This is a genomic window from Crocosphaera sp., from assembly GCF_030064895.1.
GTDB lineage: Bacteria > Cyanobacteriota > Cyanobacteriia > Cyanobacteriales > Microcystaceae > Crocosphaera.
Genome location: NZ_JASJEB010000114.1, coordinates 32,059 through 50,028, shown reverse-complemented (window position 1 = coordinate 50,028; position 17,970 = coordinate 32,059). Strand labels below are relative to the sequence as shown.

Genomic DNA, 17,970 nt, shown 5'->3' with positions numbered 1-17,970 from the left:
CAAATCATCTAAGCAAGGTTGTGCTTTGCACGTTAATATATTGGTCAAAATTCATCCCCATCTAAAATTTGGGTATTCTTTTAGAATTTATAGATGGGGACTTCTTTTGACATCCCTGTTAAACCATTTTTCTGTAGTTAAACTTATTAATTTGTTAGAAAATTCTTTGTCAAAAGTAGCATAAATTTTTTAGTAACTTTTTCAGCAAACCCTAACTAAAAATCTTCCCTCCTGCCTCCTGCTCCCTGCCTTCTGCCTCGCCCGAAGGGCTGTTGATTTGCGTTTCAGTTTTAGGGCGTTGCATTATTAAGGGATGATTTACAGAAATAGACAAAAAATTTTCCCTTTAGGTTAGGGATTTCAGAAGATTCAACTATAGGTTATTCTTAGCAATAGACTTAAGAACCAGATATAGCAATAGACAGGCTAGTTAGGACACATAAATTATATTTTAAGGGAACAGGGAACAGGGAACAGGGAACAGAAAAATGTCCTAATAGCTTTGGCGACTGCTATAACTGCCATCAGATAGATAAGCCAAATCCTTTTTATGAAGGCGATTATGATACTAAGGAAAGCGAGGATAATTCGAGTATATTTGAGAAAAGACACAGCTATCATTGAGCTAAATCCGCTAAAAAAATGACTAAAAATAAATATGGCTAGGAGTCCGTACACCAGAGAAAGCCGTTCTTTGAAGTAAGATTCGGTATCTTTGATTTCAAATTCTGGGGTTAATGCGCTCACCGTAAGCAGAAAAATGATCGGCTGCACGAGGTACAACCAATACTGTGCATAGGAAACACCTTCTAAACGAGAGACGATTTCGAGATATTGATATACATTCCAAACCCCTGCTTCTGTGAATATAATAGTGGTCAAGAAATAGGGAAAATAAAAATAATTCCTGTCAAAAAAACGTCGCCACTGTCCTAGTAGGTCTGCTAAAGCAATTCCGTAAAACAAGAGAGGAACAAATGCTAGGTACTCTGCTGGGTCCATATTTATTTTTAAAAGACTATGTATAATTATATTTTATTTCTCTTCAATATACCTCTTGCAAAAAGGTTTTCTAGTAGCATTAAGGGTTATTCTTTTTTTAGGATAGCGGTTACAATTAAGCGATCGCTTTCTTAAATTGCGATCGCCTCTAATTCTCCTCTAGATACTGAAGAATAACGATTATTTGTAACCAAAACGTTCAATATCTATGGATGAGTGTTCATAGACAACTTCTTTCATTTTCTCGGTGTATATTTCCTGATAAGGTTTATGTTTAGTTGCACCATGACGAATTAAATCAAGTTTGGGGAGTCCAACTTGTTCGCAAAAATAATGAAAATCTTGAGATAAATTTTCATAGTGACCAACAAAATCTATGAGAATCTCTCCTTTGCCATTTTCTTTCCCTTTCCAGCTATCGGTTAAATAACTACTTTGTAGGTTTTCGATACCATACCATAGATTCATAGTGCCTTTCACCCCTAACTTATCCAGTTGAAATCGCCATTTTTCATTGGGTTCATGTTTGCGTTCCCCCATACTCAAAATGAAGTCTTCAAAGTCTTTATATTGATTCCAAGGGTGATATAAATCGCGATGTTGTTCTGGGTTGGTGTATTCCGGATATTGGGTGTACATGGAATACAAAGAGAGAATCATATCTAAAGGGTTACGAACAAAAGCAAAGGTAAAATAATCGTTCCAGATATCTTCACCAATGTATTGTTTCATGTATTTGGCCCAAATATGTTTCCACCATTCTCCCTCTGGATTCTTTTTAGTTACTTCAAAATCCAGATTTAGATAATCACAGAGGACTTTTTCCACACTGGTTCCACCGGTTTTGCCAATATGGATAAAAATAAATTTGTATTCGTGAGAAATGAGCATAATTGGTTGTTTGAATCTGTTTTAATCCTTCTTAGAACCCGTCCATCCTGACGGTTTCTTAACCTAAGCGTAAATATTTGTCAGCTAACTTTTTATAATTTGCATCAACAAATTCATCAATGGCCTTATTGACCTCGGGGTCTACTTGAGATTGATGGAAGGTGAAATTATAAAGATTATCTTTACTATAGGATTTGTGTTGTGTATCATACAGATTTATTGATTTTTGACGGTGTTCTTCTATATCAAAATTGCTTAAATCATAGGAAAAACCAAAGAAGTCTAAAATCTTAGTAATTTCGGAGAAATCTTTGACAAGATTCTGATAACGAACAATCATTTTTGTCCCTGAATATTGATCATAAGCTTTTAGATTTTCAAAGTAGTCTTTAAAGTTAAAAATCTTCCCATTTCTAATTTCTTCTGCTGTGGGAACTACTCCATTTTGTTTTCTTTTGGCAACCCTAATATAAGATTCGTGATAATCTCTTAGTAATAAAAGAACCTTTTTATGGATGGGTTTACCATCATGATCATAAAAAGCACAATAACAAGAACTCCGAGGACCAGGCCGCTTAACATTATGAGTTCGATAAACAGCAAATTTACCCTGGTCATAAATTTTTGTTTTACCGGGTGTTTGTAGTCCAGAAAAATATTCAATGCAATAACGAACCCAGTTTAAACCATTTCTGGGATAAGAAACAATAATCCCTTTTTGACGGTTAATTTTTTTTATTCCTTTAGCATCAATAACTTTCATGATTTTCTAACTCCAAATAATTGAGCAATTAGTGGTTAAATAACTTTGCAGTGATTTACGGGAAGAATTGAAGAATGGGAGAAGTGGAAATATTTATTAGCTTAAAATATAGCAATTTTTTGCTGTTAATTTATTAACTAATAAGTTGATTTTTCAGCGAGTAACCAAACCTTTCAATATCAACAGAAGAATGATTATAAACAATTTTTTTCATCTGTTCTGTGTACATTTCTTGATAGGGTTTATGTCGAGTTGCCCCATGTTGAACTAATTCAAGTTTAGGCAATCCAACCCTCTCACATACATAATGAAAATCTTGGGATAAATTTTCATATCGTCCGACAAAATCAACTAAAATTTCGCCTTTACCATGCTCTTTTCCTTTCCAACTATTGGTTAAATAACTACTTTGTAAGTTTTCAATACTATACCATAAGTTCATAGTTCCTTTCACACCCAATTTATTAAGTTGTAATCGCCATTTTTCATTGGGTTCATGTTGACGCTTTCCCATACTCAAAATAAAGTCTTCAAAACTTTTATATTGGTTCCAAGGATGATAAAGTCTCGGATATTTTTGGGGATTGGTATATTCAGGATATTGAGTATACATGGAATAAAGAGACAAAATCATATCATAGGGATTACGGACAAAGGCAAAAGTAAAGTAATTATTCCAAATTTCCTCCCCAACATATTTTTTCATACCTTGGGCCCAAATATGTTTCCACCATTTCCCCTCGGGACTCTTTTTAGTTACCTTAAAATCTAAATTTAGATAATCACAGAGGACTTTTTCTACACTGGTTCCACCGGTTTTACCAATATGGATAAAAATAAATTTGTATTCATCAGAAATAAGCATATTTTGTTCCTTAAATTTTTCTAACTATTACCTCAAGGTAGTTGTAGCTAAACTGACAGCATATTGCTCAAATAATTCAGCCAGTTTATCCTTATTAAAAAGTACCATCCCGATGTGACTATCTCCTTGTCCATAAAAGGAATATAGTCCATCCTCTCGGTTAACTAATGAACTAGTATAGTGAACCCCCGGATGTCGGCCAGGTTCATCTCCTCCCATTATTAAAGGTCGAGGAATGACATGGGTAGGTAAAAGAGTTTTTTTGCTGATTAAGATGCCATACTGCATATAAGAACGATTTCTTTGCTCATTTTTAGGTTCCAAATAATCGTGAATGAACATGATATAGTAATCATCATCCCAGCAGACTAAATTGGTGCTGTTCCCCACAAATTTCCCCTTATCGTACCATTGATAAGCTAGAGTTGCTTCTAGTATTTTATAAACTGTTCCCCGTTTTAGGTCGATTTCCAAAAGGATATAGGGTTTAAAAGAATAAAGACACATTAAACACCCATTATGAACAAAAAAACTCCAGTTTTTTTCCTCTGGAGAAGGTTCAAAAGGAGGGTCTAACATCCAGCATAATTCTAGTTTTTGTCTTTGCAAATCAACTGCTGAAATTCCTGGACGAGAACGAATCATCCATCGATCGCGATCTAAGATAGTATAAACACTATGATTGCTGTATAGTTTGCCCTGATATTCAAACAAACGCCAATCTTCGGGACGACTTCTTGGGGGAATGTCTTGATAACTCAAGGGAAAGCTATTGGTAAGGTTTAATTCATTGTCTAAGGTACACCACAACGGTGTTGCTTGACAAGCTAAAAAATCCCCAAACCAGACTTGTTCATCGGGTTCTCCACGACAAAGTAAAGAGAATTGATTATCCTTATATAATACACCTGGATTAATGATACTACAAGCAGTATCATTTCCTAATTGACCGGATTGAATTAAACTTTTTTTAACTTGAATTAGACCTGACTTTGAATGAGACAAGGTTAATTGTTTCATCTGTTTATAAGTAGTATCATCTTGGGTCTGATACTTGGAAGAACCCAATCTGGATGCTGGTCTATGACCGTGATAATTTCCAGGTGGAGGATTAATGATGCTCATGTTATCCTCTTATAATTGTAAATATTTCTGGGCTAAATCTCGATAGTTTTTGTCCACAAAATCATCTATCGCTTCAATAACATCAGCGTCGACTTGACTTTGATGGAAAGTAAAATCATAAAGATTATCTTTGGTATAAGATTTGTGTTGAATATCATACAAATCTAAGGATTGTTGACGATGATATTCTAAGTCAAAATTATTGAGATCGTAACTCACTCCCAAGAACTCTAAAATCTTGATCATTTCTGAGAAATCACTAACAAGATTAGGATAATAAACTAATAGTTTTTCCCCCTTAAATTCATCATAAGCTTTAAGATTGTTAAAATAGTCCCTAAAGTGAAAAATATCTCCGTCTTTAATTTGTTGCGCTGTAGGAGTAGTATCTTGTTTGTTTTTCGTCATCCTTAGAAAGGACTCGCGATAATCTCTAATAATTAAAACAACTTTTTGATGTAAGGGTTTACCATCCGAGTCATAAAAAGGACAATAACAAGATTCGGCCATATCTGATTCTAGAACATGATGAGTTCTATAAACCCCTAAGTCCCCCTCTTCTATCAGTTTCAGTCGTCCGGCGGTTCGTAACCCTGTTAACTGTTCGAGACAATAACGTACCCAGTTTAAACCATTTCTAGGAAAGGAAACAATAATTCCTTTTCTGGGATCAATTCCCCTACATATTCCTAAAGATGCGTTATTTTGACTGTATACTGGATATTGTGCAAATAATTGATTGAGAGGACTTTTATTAAACACCACCAGTCCAATATGGGTGTCTCCCTGTCCGTAAAACCCATATAATCCATCCTCTCGGTTAATTAGAGAACTGGTATAATGCACCCCAGGATGTCTCCCCGGTTCGTCTCCTCCCATCACTAAGGGACGAGGAATAATGTTGGTGGGTAAGAGAGTTTTTTTGCTAATCAGAACCCCATATTGCATATATGCACGGTTTCTTTGTTCATGTTTGGGTTCCAGAAAATCATGAACAAAGGTGATATAGTGTTCATCATCCCAGGAAACCACATTAGCACTATTTCCCACAAACTTTTTCTTGTCGTACCATTGATAGGTAAGGTTTTCTTCTAATATTTTATGAGTGGTTCCTTTTTCTAAATCTACCTCTAAAATGATGTAAGGATTGAAAGAATAAATGCACATCAAAACCCCTTCATGAACAAAGAAACTCCAATTTTTTTCTTCTCTTGAAGGTTCAAAAGGAGGTTCGAGTATGCAACGTAATTCTATAGTTTTCTTATCAAGATTAATCTCACCAATACCAGGACGAGAACGGATAATCCATCGCTCTCTATCTAGTAAGGTATAAATACTATGATTGCTGTAAATTTTGCCATTATATTCAAACAAACGCCAGTCTTCTGGACGACTGTTTGCAGGAATTTCTGAATAGGTTAAAGGAAAGTTAGTTTTTACATTAAAATTATTGTCTAAAGTACACCATAACGGTGTTGCCTGACGTTCCAAAAAATCTCCAAACCATACTGTTGCATCGGGTTCCCCACGACACAGCATCGAAAATTGATTATCTTTATATAAAACTCCTGGATTAATAATGCTACAAGCACTATGAAGTCCTAATTGACCTGATCTTATCAAACATTTTTGAGACCGAATTAACCCTTCTGTAGAATAAGATAGAGTTAATTGTCTCATTTTTTCGTAAGTTTCATGGTCTTGTGCTTCATATTTTGAGGGTTTTAATTGTGAGATGGTTTTGAGTCCTCTATTTACTCTAAATCCATTATTTGTCATTGTTATTTAAGCAATAAATGATTGTCAATCATTGGCTAAGGTTTTCATGTTGTCACTAACTGTCCTCCCAGGAACGCCAGAGGTTCCTAATCAGAAATATGAGACAAACAAAGCTTGAACTCAAAGATAAGTAATCAATGGGTTTTGACTACTTTTGGGAAGACCTTTAATCCTTAAAGCTTACTATAACCTAATTTTGCTTAATTGGAAAAGTATTGATCAATTTTTTTCATTCAAAAGCTGAACGCTGAACACAAAAAGTTCTTTTGAACCAACCATCATATCATTTTTATGCTGTAACGCACCAAAAACCAAGATTTTGGTGTATTACGCTATGGGAATATACCCTAAAATTCTCTTAAAACTCACTCGAAAAACAGTTTTTTAAGCAACTGTGCATCATATCATTAAGTAGTATCCTTTTGTGAGGAAAATCAATCTTGTTATAATTTGGTGACCTTAATAATTTAAGAATAAGTTAAATAAAACCTATATTGTTAAATATTATCGTTGATAATCAACTTAAAAACAGAAGAAATAAGAAGTTAATTTTCATAAACTTATTTTGTACAAATCCAATCCATGATAATATCCTCTTGTCTAACGAATAAGTAAAAAAATTACCCTCAAAAGTTAGAACAATTTAGGCTTTTTTGACTTTTATAAGCCGTCAAAATTTCTGTGTACAACACTTATTAGTTTTTCTAATAAGTAAATAGTCCAATGCCTAGTACAACCACTAAGTTAATAATGAAAAAGAAACTGATTGCATTACTAATGGTAATGTTGTTAGGTGCTATGTCAGTGCTGGTATCTCCAGTTCCAGCATTAGCCCAAGCAGCAACCGAAGCACAGTGTAACCCCACCCCCCTTGCTAACGCCTTTGACTTCATCCGCATTGGCGATGTAGATGGCTTTGGTTATGGTGTAGGAAAAGGCTATGTTGGCTCCGATGGCAAAGCCATCAACGCTGATAATAAAGGTATTATCAGCACAGGAGACGTTTTGCCCGACCTTAACGGAGATGGCAAAATCAGTAACCGAGGAGAAGGAGATCCCTTCGATAACCGTTCCGATAAAGAACTAGCAGGGACCTATCTCCAGGGTCATAACTACATCGATGATGGTAGTACCGGCTCCGACTATACCGACCTATCTTTAGGAAAATCCTTCGGTTATAAGACCTCCCCCACCTATGGTCGACCCTTTCCTGATGGCGATCCCAAAACCCTACCCAACCAACCCGGGTTTAAATTCCGCTTTTTAGTAGAAAAAGATAAACTACCAGAAGGCACCCCCTTATTCTTCAACATCATGCTCGGAGACTATGACGTTGAACCCGGACAAATCAATCTCAGAGCAGTTAGTGGTAACACCCTTACTATTCCCCTAACCGCCTCCGAGAAAGTTACAGGAGGACGTAACGGGATCGTTGAACCAGCCTATGTCCCCTTAAAATTTACCCAAGTCTTTAAAGATGGAGACAAAAAAGGCAAACAACCCGGTTATTGGATCGGTGCAGTAGACGTGGACTTGGATGCTCCCGATGAACCCTATACAGCCTTTGACTACGCCGAAATAGGCACCCAACAGATTCCCTTAGCACCTTGTCCTCCCAAAGAGTATAAAGGTGAAATTCGTGGCTTAAAATGGGATGACAGCGATGGAGACGGCGATCGCTCCACCCTGATTTCTGGAAATCCTCCTTATGCAATGTTCGTCATCGATCTCTCCCCCAGTACCAAAGAGAGATTTCAAGGTAGCAATATGGGAGATGTTAATGGAGATGGTAACGTCAATAGTATCCTCGATGGTGAACTAAAAGCCTTTATCACCTTAAATCAACAACTGATCGATCAAGGATTTGGCGACACAGGAAAAGTAAGTATTATTGGCTTTGGTTATAAAGCCAGTAACGTAGATATGGACCCAGTTGCCCCTGGTATTCAGTTAGCAACCTCTCCTGGAGCAGATAAAAATAACAACGGTAAACCGGATGTAGAAGACCTTCTTTCTTCAATTAAGATGGACTACAACCGCTTTTTCGCCAATACCGCCACCAACTCCTTTGAGGTTGGAGCTTACTACGTTAACGGGCGGGGCGGCCGGGGTACTGGAACTAACTATGAATCCGATTTACAGTTAGCCATCAGCACCTTACAAAGGTTAAATGCACCCACAGGGAAAGGTAATGTAGTGTTCATTTCTGACGGTGTACCCGGTGGTGGTTTAGAAGGAACTCCACAATTCAACATATTTCAAACCAACTACGTAGATGAAGCCAATACCTTGCAAAATACGAAAGTCAACGTCACCGCTTTCGGTGCCGGTTCAGGAGCTAAAATTCCTCCCTTAGCAAAAATTGACTCTCGGGCCGAGGTTTTCACCACTACCGATGAATTGATTGCCGTTTTCAATGGTACAAGCGGAACCACTACTACTACTGGAACCAGTGGTTTAGAACCTGTGTTACCAGGTGTGACTATCTACCTCGATTTGAATAACAATGGAACCCTGGATAGTAACGAACCTTCTCAGAAAACCAACGACCAAGGACTGTATCAATTTACAGATTTAGCCCCAGGAACTTACGTTGTCAGAGAAGTTGTGGACTCTGGTTACAAACAAACTGCCCCAAGCGGTGGATTTGCTAAAGTTACTCTCGGTGAAGATGAAATCGTCTCCGATATCAACTTCGGTAACACCAGTAATTAGTGCAATCCTGTGATTTATAGCCGTTTTTAAGGGAGTGTGGGAGGGGTGGGGAGTGTGGGGAGTCTTTGCATTCTCTTAAACAACTACACAGTAGCAGTAGGTACAGCGATCGCATCTCTAAATTAAAAAAGCGATCGCCTCTTGATGCAGTCGCCATAAGAAGGAAACCTTCAAGATCGCTCTGCATCGCTCCTTAAACAACTCAATCATTTTCGAGAATTAATCATGAAACGAAATCTATTAAGAAGCTTTCAGGTAATACTGATGGCGTTAGCCTTGATGTTAATGATGGTGGGACAACCTACGTTAGCTCAAACCAATTCCTCTAGTAACCAACTGTTAAACAACTACACAGTAGCAGTAGGGACAGCGATCGCTAAAACCCAAAAGACCGATTATGCAGCTAATGAGCAGATTGTAGTAGATTATTCTGGGTTTCCTGGCAATGCCAGAGACTGGATTACCATTAGCCCTGCGAGTAACCCAGATAATCGCTATGGTCAATATTTCTACACTCAAGGCAAACAAAATGGTACTTACACCTTTAGAGGACTTCCTGCCGGGGAGTATGAAGTAAGAAGCTATTTTAACTGGTCCGCCGGTGGCTATAACGTTCAAACCCGTTCTAGTTTTACCGTTGGCACAACCGCAGTTATTCCTCCTACTACAGGACCCGATGCTTGTTTAGAAGGAGATAAGACTGCTTTAATTGACTTCGATACAGCAGAACCTTTAAATGGGAAGGCCAATGCCATTTCCGGTGGCGGTGTCACCGTTTCTTTTGAAGGACTTAACGTCCTGACAGTGGGTGCATCTCAAGGAGGATTTGGTGGCCAAGCTGGGGCGAACCAAGTGATTGCTTCCGATCAAGCTAACTTTAAGGGTCGCTTTTTGACAGAACCAGGGGCCCGTGCTGCTTATCGTCCCAAAAACTATCGCCGGGCGATCAACTTCAGTGAACCAGTAGATCATCTCTGTTTATCTATGGCTGACGTTGATTCGGGTCAAGGGATTAACGTTAAGGTATTAAATGCTCAAGGAAAAACTCTTTACACCAAAGCCTTTCCCAGTTCAACCGGTGCTGACGCAGCCCTGACTAAGTTGGATTTGAGTGACCTTGAAGGGATTAAAACCATTGAGATGATTGGAGATGATCCCATTGGTATTGATAATTTAACCTTTGCATCTCTTGAACCCCAAACCGAACCTAGTAAACCTGATTGCTCTCAAGATAATTTAATTAAGAATGGTGGTTTTGAATCAGGACCAAATGCTGGCTCATGGTTTGTCCGATTGCCTAAAGGTTCAACTAAGATTCCTGACTGGTCTATCAGTTCGGCTGATGTTGATTATATGGGTACATTATGGGAAGCTTCTGAAGGAACTCGCAGTGTCGATTTAGAAGGTGAGGTTCGTTCTGCTGGAGGAGTTCAACAAACCTTCAATACTGTCCCTGGTCAAACTTATGAAGTGAGCTTTGATTTAGCAGGAAATCCCCGTTCTGGACCAAAACAAAAATCCATGAAGGTATCAGCAGCAGGAGAGTCGGCTGAGTTTACCTTTGATATTACTGGTAAATCCTATCAGAATATGGGTTGGGAAAACAAAACCTGGAGTTTTAAGGCAACGGATTCAACAACAACCTTAACCTTTGTCAGTCAAGATGATAGTGGTTATGGTCCAGTCTTAGATAATGTTGCTGTTCTCTCAAACTGCTCCGAACCAGAACCCGAAACCAATCCCTGTGACCCCAATAAACCCATTCCTGGGGCATTCAGTTCCATTCGTATCGGGGACTTTGATGGCTTTGGTTTCGGCGATGGCGAAGGGTTAACCGCAGCCTATGGTGGCCCTGTTAACCGTGATGGTTCTGGTCTTCTGTCTACCCAAGATTTCCTACCCGACTTCAATGGAGATGGCAAGTACAGCAACCGTGATGGTGGTGATCCTTTCGACAACCGTTCTGGGGAAGAAGTTGCAGGAACTTTCCTCACTGGTGATGGTTACGAAGATACTGGTAGCACCGGCTCTGATTATACGGATCTTTTCTTAGGTAAAGCTTTCGCTAATAAGAGTTCTTCTACTTATGGAAATTCTTTCCCCGATGGTGATCCTAAAACCCTCCCCAATACTCCTGGATTTAAGTTCCGCTTTAAGGTAGCTAAAGATAAACTGCCTCAAGGGACTCCTTTATTCTTAAATGTTGTCTTGGGTGACTTTGACGTGGAACCGGTACAGGTTATTCTCAACAGTGGTGATGGTAATACGGTGACTAAAGAAGTTACTGCCTCAGCGAAAGGGAAAAAAGATGGCATGATTCAAACCTCTTATCTTTCCCTGGAGTTTGACCAAGTATTTACTGATGGTGATACCAATGGTGAAGCAGGTTATTGGTTAGGTTATTTAGATGTAGATTTCGATGCCCCCGATGAACCTACTTTAGCCTTTGATTTTGCCGAGATTGCTACTAAAGAGATTCCTTTGACTCCTTGTCCTAAATCTTAGATTTTTAGGCGATCGCTTTTTGAAAATAAGCGATCGCGTCTTGATGCAGTCGCCCTAATAGCAGTTTTCAATTGGGTGTATCAAAATCTCAGTTTAGTGAGGGTGGGAAGTGTGGGGAGTATTTTTCTTTGAGTTTGTAACCTGAGTTCGATATAAGGAAATTTCGAGAAAACTGACTCAAATCAAAAGTCTCAAACCTTCATTTTCTCGTTAAAAAAATTATAACTCCTAACTCCGAACTCCTAACTCCTAACTCACGTTTGTAATCTATGCAAATGAAAATTGCTCTAAGCAGGAAACATTAAACAACTCAATCATTTTGGAGAATTAATCATGAAACAGAAAATTCTGAGAAGCTTTCAGGTAATACTGATAGCGTTGGCCTTGATGTTAATGATGGTGGGGCAACCTGCCTTTGCTCAAACTAACCCCGAAGTTACCTATGGGGAAGAATACTATATCCCCAATCTTTGGAGAGGGGACGGAGGGTATTTAGATACCAGAAACCGAGGATGTGAAGATAATGTTCTTTGTGTTTCAGCCGCTAGTACCCCCACCAGAGGTGCAGGAACAGGAAGTTGGACTATTGTTTCTGCTACTGGAAAGGAAGCAGACGCACCTGTTTTATACAATGACAAAGTCTATTTAAAGAATGGATTTGATGGTAGCTATTTAGATACCAGAAATCGAGGATGTGAAGCTAATGATCTTTGTGTTTCCACTGCTAGTACCCCCACCAGAGGTGCAGGAACAGGAACCTGGACTATTGTTTCTGCCACAGGTAAACAACCTGGGACTTCGGTAATGTCTAGTGATGAAATTTATTTACAGAATGGATTTGATGATAGTTATTTAGACACCAAGAATTATGGGTGTGAAGACAATTTCCTCTGTGTTTCTACATCGAGTACCAAAGAACGAGGTCCGAAAACTACTCATTGGAGCATTCTCTATAAAAACCCACCAATCGCAGCTACATCAGACAATGGCGATTGTGAGCCATTTATATCAACCAGAACTATTGGTTTTGAAACAACCCCAGGTGGTTTAGCCCCAGTTGACAATGCTGCTTTAACCAGTTCTTACTACGATCAAGGAACAGTGGTTACTTTCGGATTTGATAGTAATCGCGATTTAAAGATTGATAAAAAAGCTGTCTTGGAAAGTCGTAAAGATGGTCGTGCTTCAGTTGTTGGTTATACAAGCAAAGGTGTTGCTGATATCGACAAAACACCGACAAAAGAAGGCGGTGACTGGTTACTTCGCGCCCCTGATGGTTTCAATGTGTTTAATAATGTCCCCAACAAAAAACAGGCAGACTTTTTGGTGGTTTATTCTGGAACCCCTGTTCAAAGTGCTTCTGGCCAACTTTGGGATATTGATGCTGGAGAACAATACAAAATTGAAGCTCTAGATGCCAATGGTAAGGTAATTAGCACCATTTTAACCCCTGGTAACATCCCGGCTGGTGAAGTAGCTGGTACTTATGATGCTTTGCCTTATAACTTCAGTTTCCCCGATAAAGGTCAGGATATTAGTTTTATTCGCATTTCTGGAGTAAAACGCATCACTGGTGGGGGTTTTGCCTTCGATAACTTCAACGCAACTGGTGCTAAACCCTGTGAAACTGAACCCCCTGCCCCAGATTGTCCTGAAGAAAATTTAATTAAGAATGGTGGTTTTGAATTAGGACAAAATCTAGACTCATCTTTTGCTAACTTGTCTAAAGGTTCCACTGGTATTGCTGATTGGTCTGTAAGTACAGGTAATGTTGATTATGTCGGTTCATTGTGGCAAGCTTCTCAAGGAAGTCGCAGTCTTGATTTATCAGGTCTTGCGGCTGGAGGAATTCAACAAACCTTCAAAACTGTTCCTGGTAAAACTTATAAAGTGACCTTTGATTTAGCAGGAAATCCTGGTACTAGTGTTGCCCAAACGCAAAGATCACTCAAACTATCAGCAGGAGGAGACTCTGCTACTTTTACCTTTGACACCACTGGTAAATCTGGTTCAGATATGGGATGGCAAAACAAAACCTGGACTTTTACAGCAAAGGATTCGGCCACAACCTTAACCTTTGTTAGTCAAGATGATGTCCCTCAAGGTCCTGCCTTAGATAATGTCTCTATTCTCTCAACTAAACCTTGTGAACCTGAACCCCCAATTGAAGCCTGTGACCCCAATAAACCGATTCCTGGGGCATTTAGTACCATTCGTATCGGTGATTTTGATGGCTTCGGTTTTAAAGATGGTACAGGGCTAAAATCTGCCTCTGGTGAAGCCATTAATGTTGATGGTCAGGGTGTTTTATCTGTTAATGATTTCCTTCCCGACTTCAATGGAGATGGTAAAATCAGTAACCGTGATGCAGGTGATCCTTTTGATAACCGTTCCGATGCCGAAGTTGCTGGAACTTACCTCACTGGTGACGGTTTTGAAGATATGGGCAGTCAAGGGTCTGATTATACGGATCTTTCTTTGGGTAAAGTGTTCGGTTATAAGACTTCTCCCACCTACGGAAATTCTTTCCCTGATGGTGACCCCAAAACTTTACCCAACACTCCTGGTTTTGAGTTCCGCTTCAAGGTAGCTAAGGAGAAATTACCCGAAGGTACTCCCCTATTCTTTAATGTTGTCTTTGGTGACTATGATGTTAAACCCATCGCCATCATTTTCAAGAATAGTCAAGGTGAAACGGTTAAACAAGATTTGACTGCTTCGGCCCAAGGGAAAAACGATGGTATGATTGCATCGGCATTTGCAAATTTAGACTTCTCCCAGGTCTTTACTGATGGAGATAGCAGTGGTGAAGCAGGATATTGGGTAGGTTATTTGGATGTAGATTTTGATGCACCCGAAGAACCCTATTTATCCTTTGATTTTGCCGAAATTGGCACAAAACAGATTCCTTTGACTCCTTGTCCTGAGTCTTAGATTTTCAGGCGATCGCTTATTTTAAAAAGGCGATCGCCTCTACTTCCCCTGTAGATACTGAATAATGACGATTATCCAACACTCAACAAAACTTGTTCAACTTCAGCAAACAGAAGATCATCTCGATTTTACCGAAAATTTTGGTTTAATCATTTTGCCTCACTCTTCATAGTCAGTATTAATAGTTACTTCGAGGGTATTTTCATCAACTTCTATATACAGAATATTAGGACGACAACATACTTGACAATCTTCAATATAAGATTGATAGTTACCTGCACTAATATCTATAAAAGTTGTACTAGATTCTCCACAAAAGGCACAAGTATAATCTGCTGTTGTTTGCATTTTTTTTACTATCTTTAAATTGCTATTTTAGTGTGCTAAAAAATCAGTATTATTACTATTATACTATTTTGGTTCTACAGGACTTATTATGCTAAAAGATTAGTATAATGGTGGCCAAACATTGAACATTGAACATTAAACATTTTGGTTTCAAGCCTCTCCCTTTAGGGAGAAAGAAGTTTGGGAGAGGGGGCGACTTTTTATTTAAAATTCAACTAATTTTTCTCTAGATAACGACATTCAGGTTCAGGAAAATTATAGGGACATTCTAAGTAAAGCATATTTCCTTTGCGATCATCAGCCCGACAATTAACCCACCCATTATTATTATTATCAACTCCCTCGCAGTTAATAGCATTAAGGCTATAACCTCTAGCAAATAATCTCAGTTTTTTTTCAGCCGTTTGTCGAATTTGACGACTTTCTGGATTTTCTGTGAGGTTAGAAATAGAAATAATAATAACCACGGTGATAATAATCACCGCAATTAAAAGGTTAACCGGTTCAAAAAAAGACGGTTTATTTTCCTTTGAATTATTCACCGTAACACCGATAAGAATCTAATTCTCGTAATAAAGAAAAAGCAGCACTTTCTGATTTTGCGATGGGTTGAAGTCGATCAATCACCTGAGATAATTGATCCCCAGTGGTGGGACTTTCTAACAAAGGAACATCAGGAAACACCTGAGAAAAAGCTTTTATTCTTTCTCTTGTTTTCCAAGGCAAAGGAATTAATTTTTTGGGTTTCATTGTTCTATAACCTTCTGTGAATTGTTGGCGCAGTCGTACAAACTAGAGAGATAAGATTGACAAGAGTTTAGGGGTATTTTTTGATTAATTAAAAAGTTAGAAACAGCTAACGAAATAACTTCATTAAATCCCAAGGGCGCATTGCTTTCAACAAAGTTTGTGAGCAGAACATAGGTTTCTTCGGGGATTTCAACTTCAAGGGCTATAGGTGTTTGCATGTTTTTCCTAACAATAATTAAGGACAAAATGGAGACAATTGGTATTATTTGATTTAGTAAAGCATAGTTTAAAGTAGGCTAAAATCTGATCATTATCATAAAGATTTAAGAGATATACAAACTCATTTATTCTTAAGAATAAAAAGGTAATAAAAACACCTAGTAATCACAACTAGATACATTTATTGTCCCACTTAATTACCTCTGACCTATGTATATTAACATAGGATACAAAAAAAGTGATTATCAGTTTTTAAACACGAATTAAGCAAATACTTTTCCCCATGAATTCCCACAAGTCTATTATTTGGTTTTTTATTGTTGAAAAGTTAGATAAGCCTGGGGAAAACTTAGTGAAATCTGTGGAAAATCCTTATTAGGGTGTGAAAAAAATTTGGGAAATCTATAATGAAAATTTTGTTTAAGAAAAGGTCATGTCAAACAATTGCAGATTGCAGATTGTATTCTCGCAGATTGTAGATTGACCAATGCTTGAAAGCAAAGGCTTATTTTTACTCAATCTCCAATCTTCGGTCAACAGTCTCCCTTTTAGGTAAACGTTTAATATAATCACGAATAACCTCAGAGACAGAAAACCCTTTAGATTTAGCGTAAAGTGTAATACGTTCAAATTCGTCGTCGGTTAACCTAACTTTAATGCTTTTATCCCTTGCCATGTTCCCTTGATTGGAGTACAATAATTATTATAACCAAGTGACCAGTAATGTGGGCCAGTGAATAAACAAAAACTAACAAGTACCAAGAAAACTGAAGAGTCAAAGTAGAAGGTTTTTACCACTAATCCCTGGTAATGTAAAACTTTGAGGGACTAGAAAAACTGATACTTTTTGCGGTCGGGCAGCCCGTGTTCACAGATAGAAACCAGGAAACAGAAAAGCGATGCAGCGCGGTCTTGGGGGTTTCCCCCATGAGCGACTGCATCAAGAAGCTTGTGGAGTCGGTCGGACGGGGGTGTTAAGAAATTAGCATCTAGTTACGAGGCAATGTGAAAGAAGCAAGAATCTCCCGTCAAATCAAAGATTGTAACGGGAGATTGTCAACTCTTAATTCTCCCTAGACTCCCCAGACTTGCCAGACTCAGTATTTAATCAACTTATCAGTCTTATCAGTCTTCCAGTCTTCCTCTAGCTTTACTGTTGATAGGACTTTTGTATTTCGCTAATGGAGAATAAAGCTTGAAAAGTTAACCCTTGACTTTTATAAAAAGCAGCCCCACCTTGTTCACGATCAACTAAAGCAATGATAGTATTAACTGTGTAACCAACGTCCCGTAATCGTTCTACGGCTAACATAGCTGATTTACCAGTTGTCACCACATCTTCTAAGACAACCATAGTCGCTCCTGGGGAAAGAGTTGGCCCTTCTATATAAGCTTGGGTTCCGTGGCCTTTAGCTTGTTTACGGATAATTAAAGCTGGAATGGGGCAATTTTCATAGGCAGACACCACACTCACTGCACTAACAATAGGATCGGCCCCCAAAGTTAACCCAGCAACCCCTTGAATGTTGGGGGGCAACATCGATAATAATAAACGACCAATGGCCAAAGCCCCATCAGCCCTTAGTGTCACCTGTTTGCCATTGATATAATAACTGCTTTTTTGACCGGAAGACAGGGTAAAGTCTCCTTCTTTGTAAGCTAATTTAACAAATAATTCTAGAAGATAGGTGCGTAACACTGATAAATCGGCAGTTGCAACGGAAATCATAGAAAACATCTCACAGGTGACATTAATAATTTTGAACTACCCCAACGTAAGGCGGTCAGGCAAAGCCTGTGTTTCGCAGGGGGATTCTTTACACGATAAAGTATCGTCTTGGAGCGCGCCATTTGCCCCTCTAATACCTACCTCTTTTCAAAGAGATTGGCTTTACTTTTACGTCCAATGTTAGCAGAACCATTAATATCTGAGTTGACTAATTTTTTATCCAAAGTCCGATACAAACCTCTCTTGATTCTCTGACCCGAAAATTCGTAGGTTTGTGGATTATCTGCATTATATTCTGGTAGCTTATCTAAATCTAATACACTCGCTAAACTCGTCTATTCTTTA

General features: G+C 38.5%; 16 protein-coding genes. 4 read left to right on the top strand and 12 right to left on the bottom strand.

Going from position 1 to position 17,970, the window contains the following annotated elements:
- Positions 1 to 184 (top strand): hypothetical protein (locus QNJ66_RS21600; RefSeq protein ID WP_300510651.1); only part of this gene is annotated, 184 nt, incomplete at its 5' end.
- A gap of 260 nt (positions 185 to 444) precedes the next feature.
- Here QNJ66_RS21600 and QNJ66_RS21595 read toward each other — a convergent pair.
- The 6 genes from QNJ66_RS21595 to QNJ66_RS21570 form a co-directional block, all read right to left on the bottom strand.
- On the bottom strand, positions 445 to 1,002 hold the full coding sequence (locus QNJ66_RS21595) for a hypothetical protein (protein WP_300510649.1): 558 nt from the start codon (positions 1,000 to 1,002) through the stop codon (positions 445 to 447).
- A gap of 180 nt (positions 1,003 to 1,182) precedes the next feature.
- The gene (locus QNJ66_RS21590; RefSeq protein ID WP_300510647.1) at positions 1,183 to 1,893 is read right to left on the bottom strand and encodes a sulfotransferase family 2 domain-containing protein; all 711 of its coding nucleotides are present in this window, start codon (positions 1,891 to 1,893) and stop codon (positions 1,183 to 1,185) included.
- Positions 1,894 to 1,951: 58 nt separating this feature from the next.
- A complete protein-coding gene (locus QNJ66_RS21585) occupies positions 1,952 to 2,656 on the bottom strand; it encodes a hypothetical protein (RefSeq protein WP_300510645.1) in 705 nt (234 codons plus the stop codon).
- Positions 2,657 to 2,789: 133 nt separating this feature from the next.
- The gene (locus QNJ66_RS21580; RefSeq protein WP_300510643.1) at positions 2,790 to 3,521 is read right to left on the bottom strand and encodes a sulfotransferase family 2 domain-containing protein; all 732 of its coding nucleotides are present in this window, start codon (positions 3,519 to 3,521) and stop codon (positions 2,790 to 2,792) included.
- A 27-nt stretch (positions 3,522 to 3,548) separates the two neighbouring features.
- Entirely contained in the window at positions 3,549 to 4,646 is a 1,098-nt protein-coding gene (locus tag QNJ66_RS21575; protein ID WP_300510641.1) for a hypothetical protein, read from the bottom strand.
- Positions 4,647 to 4,655: 9 nt separating this feature from the next.
- A complete protein-coding gene (locus QNJ66_RS21570; protein ID WP_300510639.1) occupies positions 4,656 to 6,425 on the bottom strand; it encodes a hypothetical protein in 1,770 nt (589 codons plus the stop codon).
- A 723-nt stretch (positions 6,426 to 7,148) separates the two neighbouring features.
- Here QNJ66_RS21570 and QNJ66_RS21565 point away from each other — a divergent pair.
- From QNJ66_RS21565 to QNJ66_RS21555, 3 genes are all read left to right on the top strand, one after another.
- Positions 7,149 to 9,140 carry a hypothetical protein gene (locus QNJ66_RS21565; protein WP_300510637.1) on the top strand — a complete coding sequence of 664 codons (1,992 nt, stop codon included), beginning with the start codon at positions 7,149 to 7,151 and terminating at the stop codon, positions 9,138 to 9,140.
- Between the two features lie 225 nt (positions 9,141 to 9,365).
- Positions 9,366 to 11,645 carry a choice-of-anchor C family protein gene (locus QNJ66_RS21560; RefSeq protein WP_300510635.1) on the top strand — a complete coding sequence of 760 codons (2,280 nt, stop codon included), beginning with the start codon at positions 9,366 to 9,368 and terminating at the stop codon, positions 11,643 to 11,645.
- 333 nt (positions 11,646 to 11,978) lie between these two features.
- A complete protein-coding gene (locus QNJ66_RS21555) occupies positions 11,979 to 14,579 on the top strand; it encodes a choice-of-anchor C family protein (RefSeq protein ID WP_300510634.1) in 2,601 nt (866 codons plus the stop codon).
- A gap of 159 nt (positions 14,580 to 14,738) precedes the next feature.
- Here the strand turns inward: QNJ66_RS21555 and QNJ66_RS21550 are convergent, their stop codons facing one another.
- The 6 genes from QNJ66_RS21550 to pyrE form a co-directional block, all read right to left on the bottom strand.
- Positions 14,739 to 14,927 carry a CPXCG motif-containing cysteine-rich protein gene (locus QNJ66_RS21550; RefSeq protein WP_300510632.1) on the bottom strand — a complete coding sequence of 63 codons (189 nt, stop codon included), beginning with the start codon at positions 14,925 to 14,927 and terminating at the stop codon, positions 14,739 to 14,741.
- Positions 14,928 to 15,142: 215 nt separating this feature from the next.
- Positions 15,143 to 15,469 (bottom strand): hypothetical protein, encoded by a 327-nt coding sequence (locus tag QNJ66_RS21545; RefSeq protein WP_300510630.1) that lies wholly within the window; start codon positions 15,467 to 15,469, stop codon positions 15,143 to 15,145.
- Positions 15,462 to 15,677: a hypothetical protein gene (locus QNJ66_RS21540; RefSeq protein ID WP_300510628.1), complete on the bottom strand. Its 216-nt coding sequence runs from the start codon at positions 15,675 to 15,677 to the stop codon at positions 15,462 to 15,464. Before QNJ66_RS21540 ends, QNJ66_RS21545 begins: the two co-directional genes overlap by 8 nt.
- Entirely contained in the window at positions 15,674 to 15,895 is a 222-nt protein-coding gene (locus QNJ66_RS21535; RefSeq protein WP_300510627.1) for a DUF2811 domain-containing protein, read from the bottom strand. Before QNJ66_RS21535 ends, QNJ66_RS21540 begins: the two co-directional genes overlap by 4 nt.
- Before the next feature lie 512 nt (positions 15,896 to 16,407).
- Complete coding sequence (locus QNJ66_RS21530; RefSeq protein ID WP_300510625.1) at positions 16,408 to 16,572, bottom strand: ribbon-helix-helix protein, CopG family; 165 nt, start codon at positions 16,570 to 16,572, stop codon at positions 16,408 to 16,410.
- A 474-nt stretch (positions 16,573 to 17,046) separates the two neighbouring features.
- The gene (pyrE, locus tag QNJ66_RS21525) at positions 17,047 to 17,625 is read right to left on the bottom strand and encodes an orotate phosphoribosyltransferase (protein ID WP_300510624.1); all 579 of its coding nucleotides are present in this window, start codon (positions 17,623 to 17,625) and stop codon (positions 17,047 to 17,049) included.
- Positions 17,626 to 17,970 lie beyond the last annotated feature (345 nt).

Excerpts from the sequence above, each read along its gene's own strand:
- QNJ66_RS21535 (WP_300510627.1), bottom strand. The coding sequence starts at position 15,895 with ATGCAAACACCTATAGCCCTTGAAGTTGAAATCCCCGAAGAAACCTAT.
- pyrE (WP_300510624.1), bottom strand. The coding sequence starts at position 17,625 with ATGATTTCCGTTGCAACTGCCGATTTATCAGTGTTACGCACCTATCTT.
- QNJ66_RS21595 (WP_300510649.1), bottom strand. The coding sequence starts at position 1,002 with ATGGACCCAGCAGAGTACCTAGCATTTGTTCCTCTCTTGTTTTACGGA.
- QNJ66_RS21540 (WP_300510628.1), bottom strand. The coding sequence starts at position 15,677 with ATGAAACCCAAAAAATTAATTCCTTTGCCTTGGAAAACAAGAGAAAGA.
- QNJ66_RS21590 (WP_300510647.1), bottom strand. The coding sequence starts at position 1,893 with ATGCTCATTTCTCACGAATACAAATTTATTTTTATCCATATTGGCAAA.
- QNJ66_RS21570 (WP_300510639.1), bottom strand. The coding sequence starts at position 6,425 with ATGACAAATAATGGATTTAGAGTAAATAGAGGACTCAAAACCATCTCA.
- QNJ66_RS21575 (WP_300510641.1), bottom strand. The coding sequence starts at position 4,646 with ATGAGCATCATTAATCCTCCACCTGGAAATTATCACGGTCATAGACCA.
- QNJ66_RS21530 (WP_300510625.1), bottom strand. The coding sequence starts at position 16,572 with ATGGCAAGGGATAAAAGCATTAAAGTTAGGTTAACCGACGACGAATTT.
- QNJ66_RS21565 (WP_300510637.1), top strand. The coding sequence starts at position 7,149 with ATGCCTAGTACAACCACTAAGTTAATAATGAAAAAGAAACTGATTGCA.
- QNJ66_RS21580 (WP_300510643.1), bottom strand. The coding sequence starts at position 3,521 with ATGCTTATTTCTGATGAATACAAATTTATTTTTATCCATATTGGTAAA.
- QNJ66_RS21585 (WP_300510645.1), bottom strand. The coding sequence starts at position 2,656 with ATGAAAGTTATTGATGCTAAAGGAATAAAAAAAATTAACCGTCAAAAA.
- QNJ66_RS21555 (WP_300510634.1), top strand. The coding sequence starts at position 11,979 with ATGAAACAGAAAATTCTGAGAAGCTTTCAGGTAATACTGATAGCGTTG.
- QNJ66_RS21560 (WP_300510635.1), top strand. The coding sequence starts at position 9,366 with ATGAAACGAAATCTATTAAGAAGCTTTCAGGTAATACTGATGGCGTTA.
- QNJ66_RS21550 (WP_300510632.1), bottom strand. The coding sequence starts at position 14,927 with ATGCAAACAACAGCAGATTATACTTGTGCCTTTTGTGGAGAATCTAGT.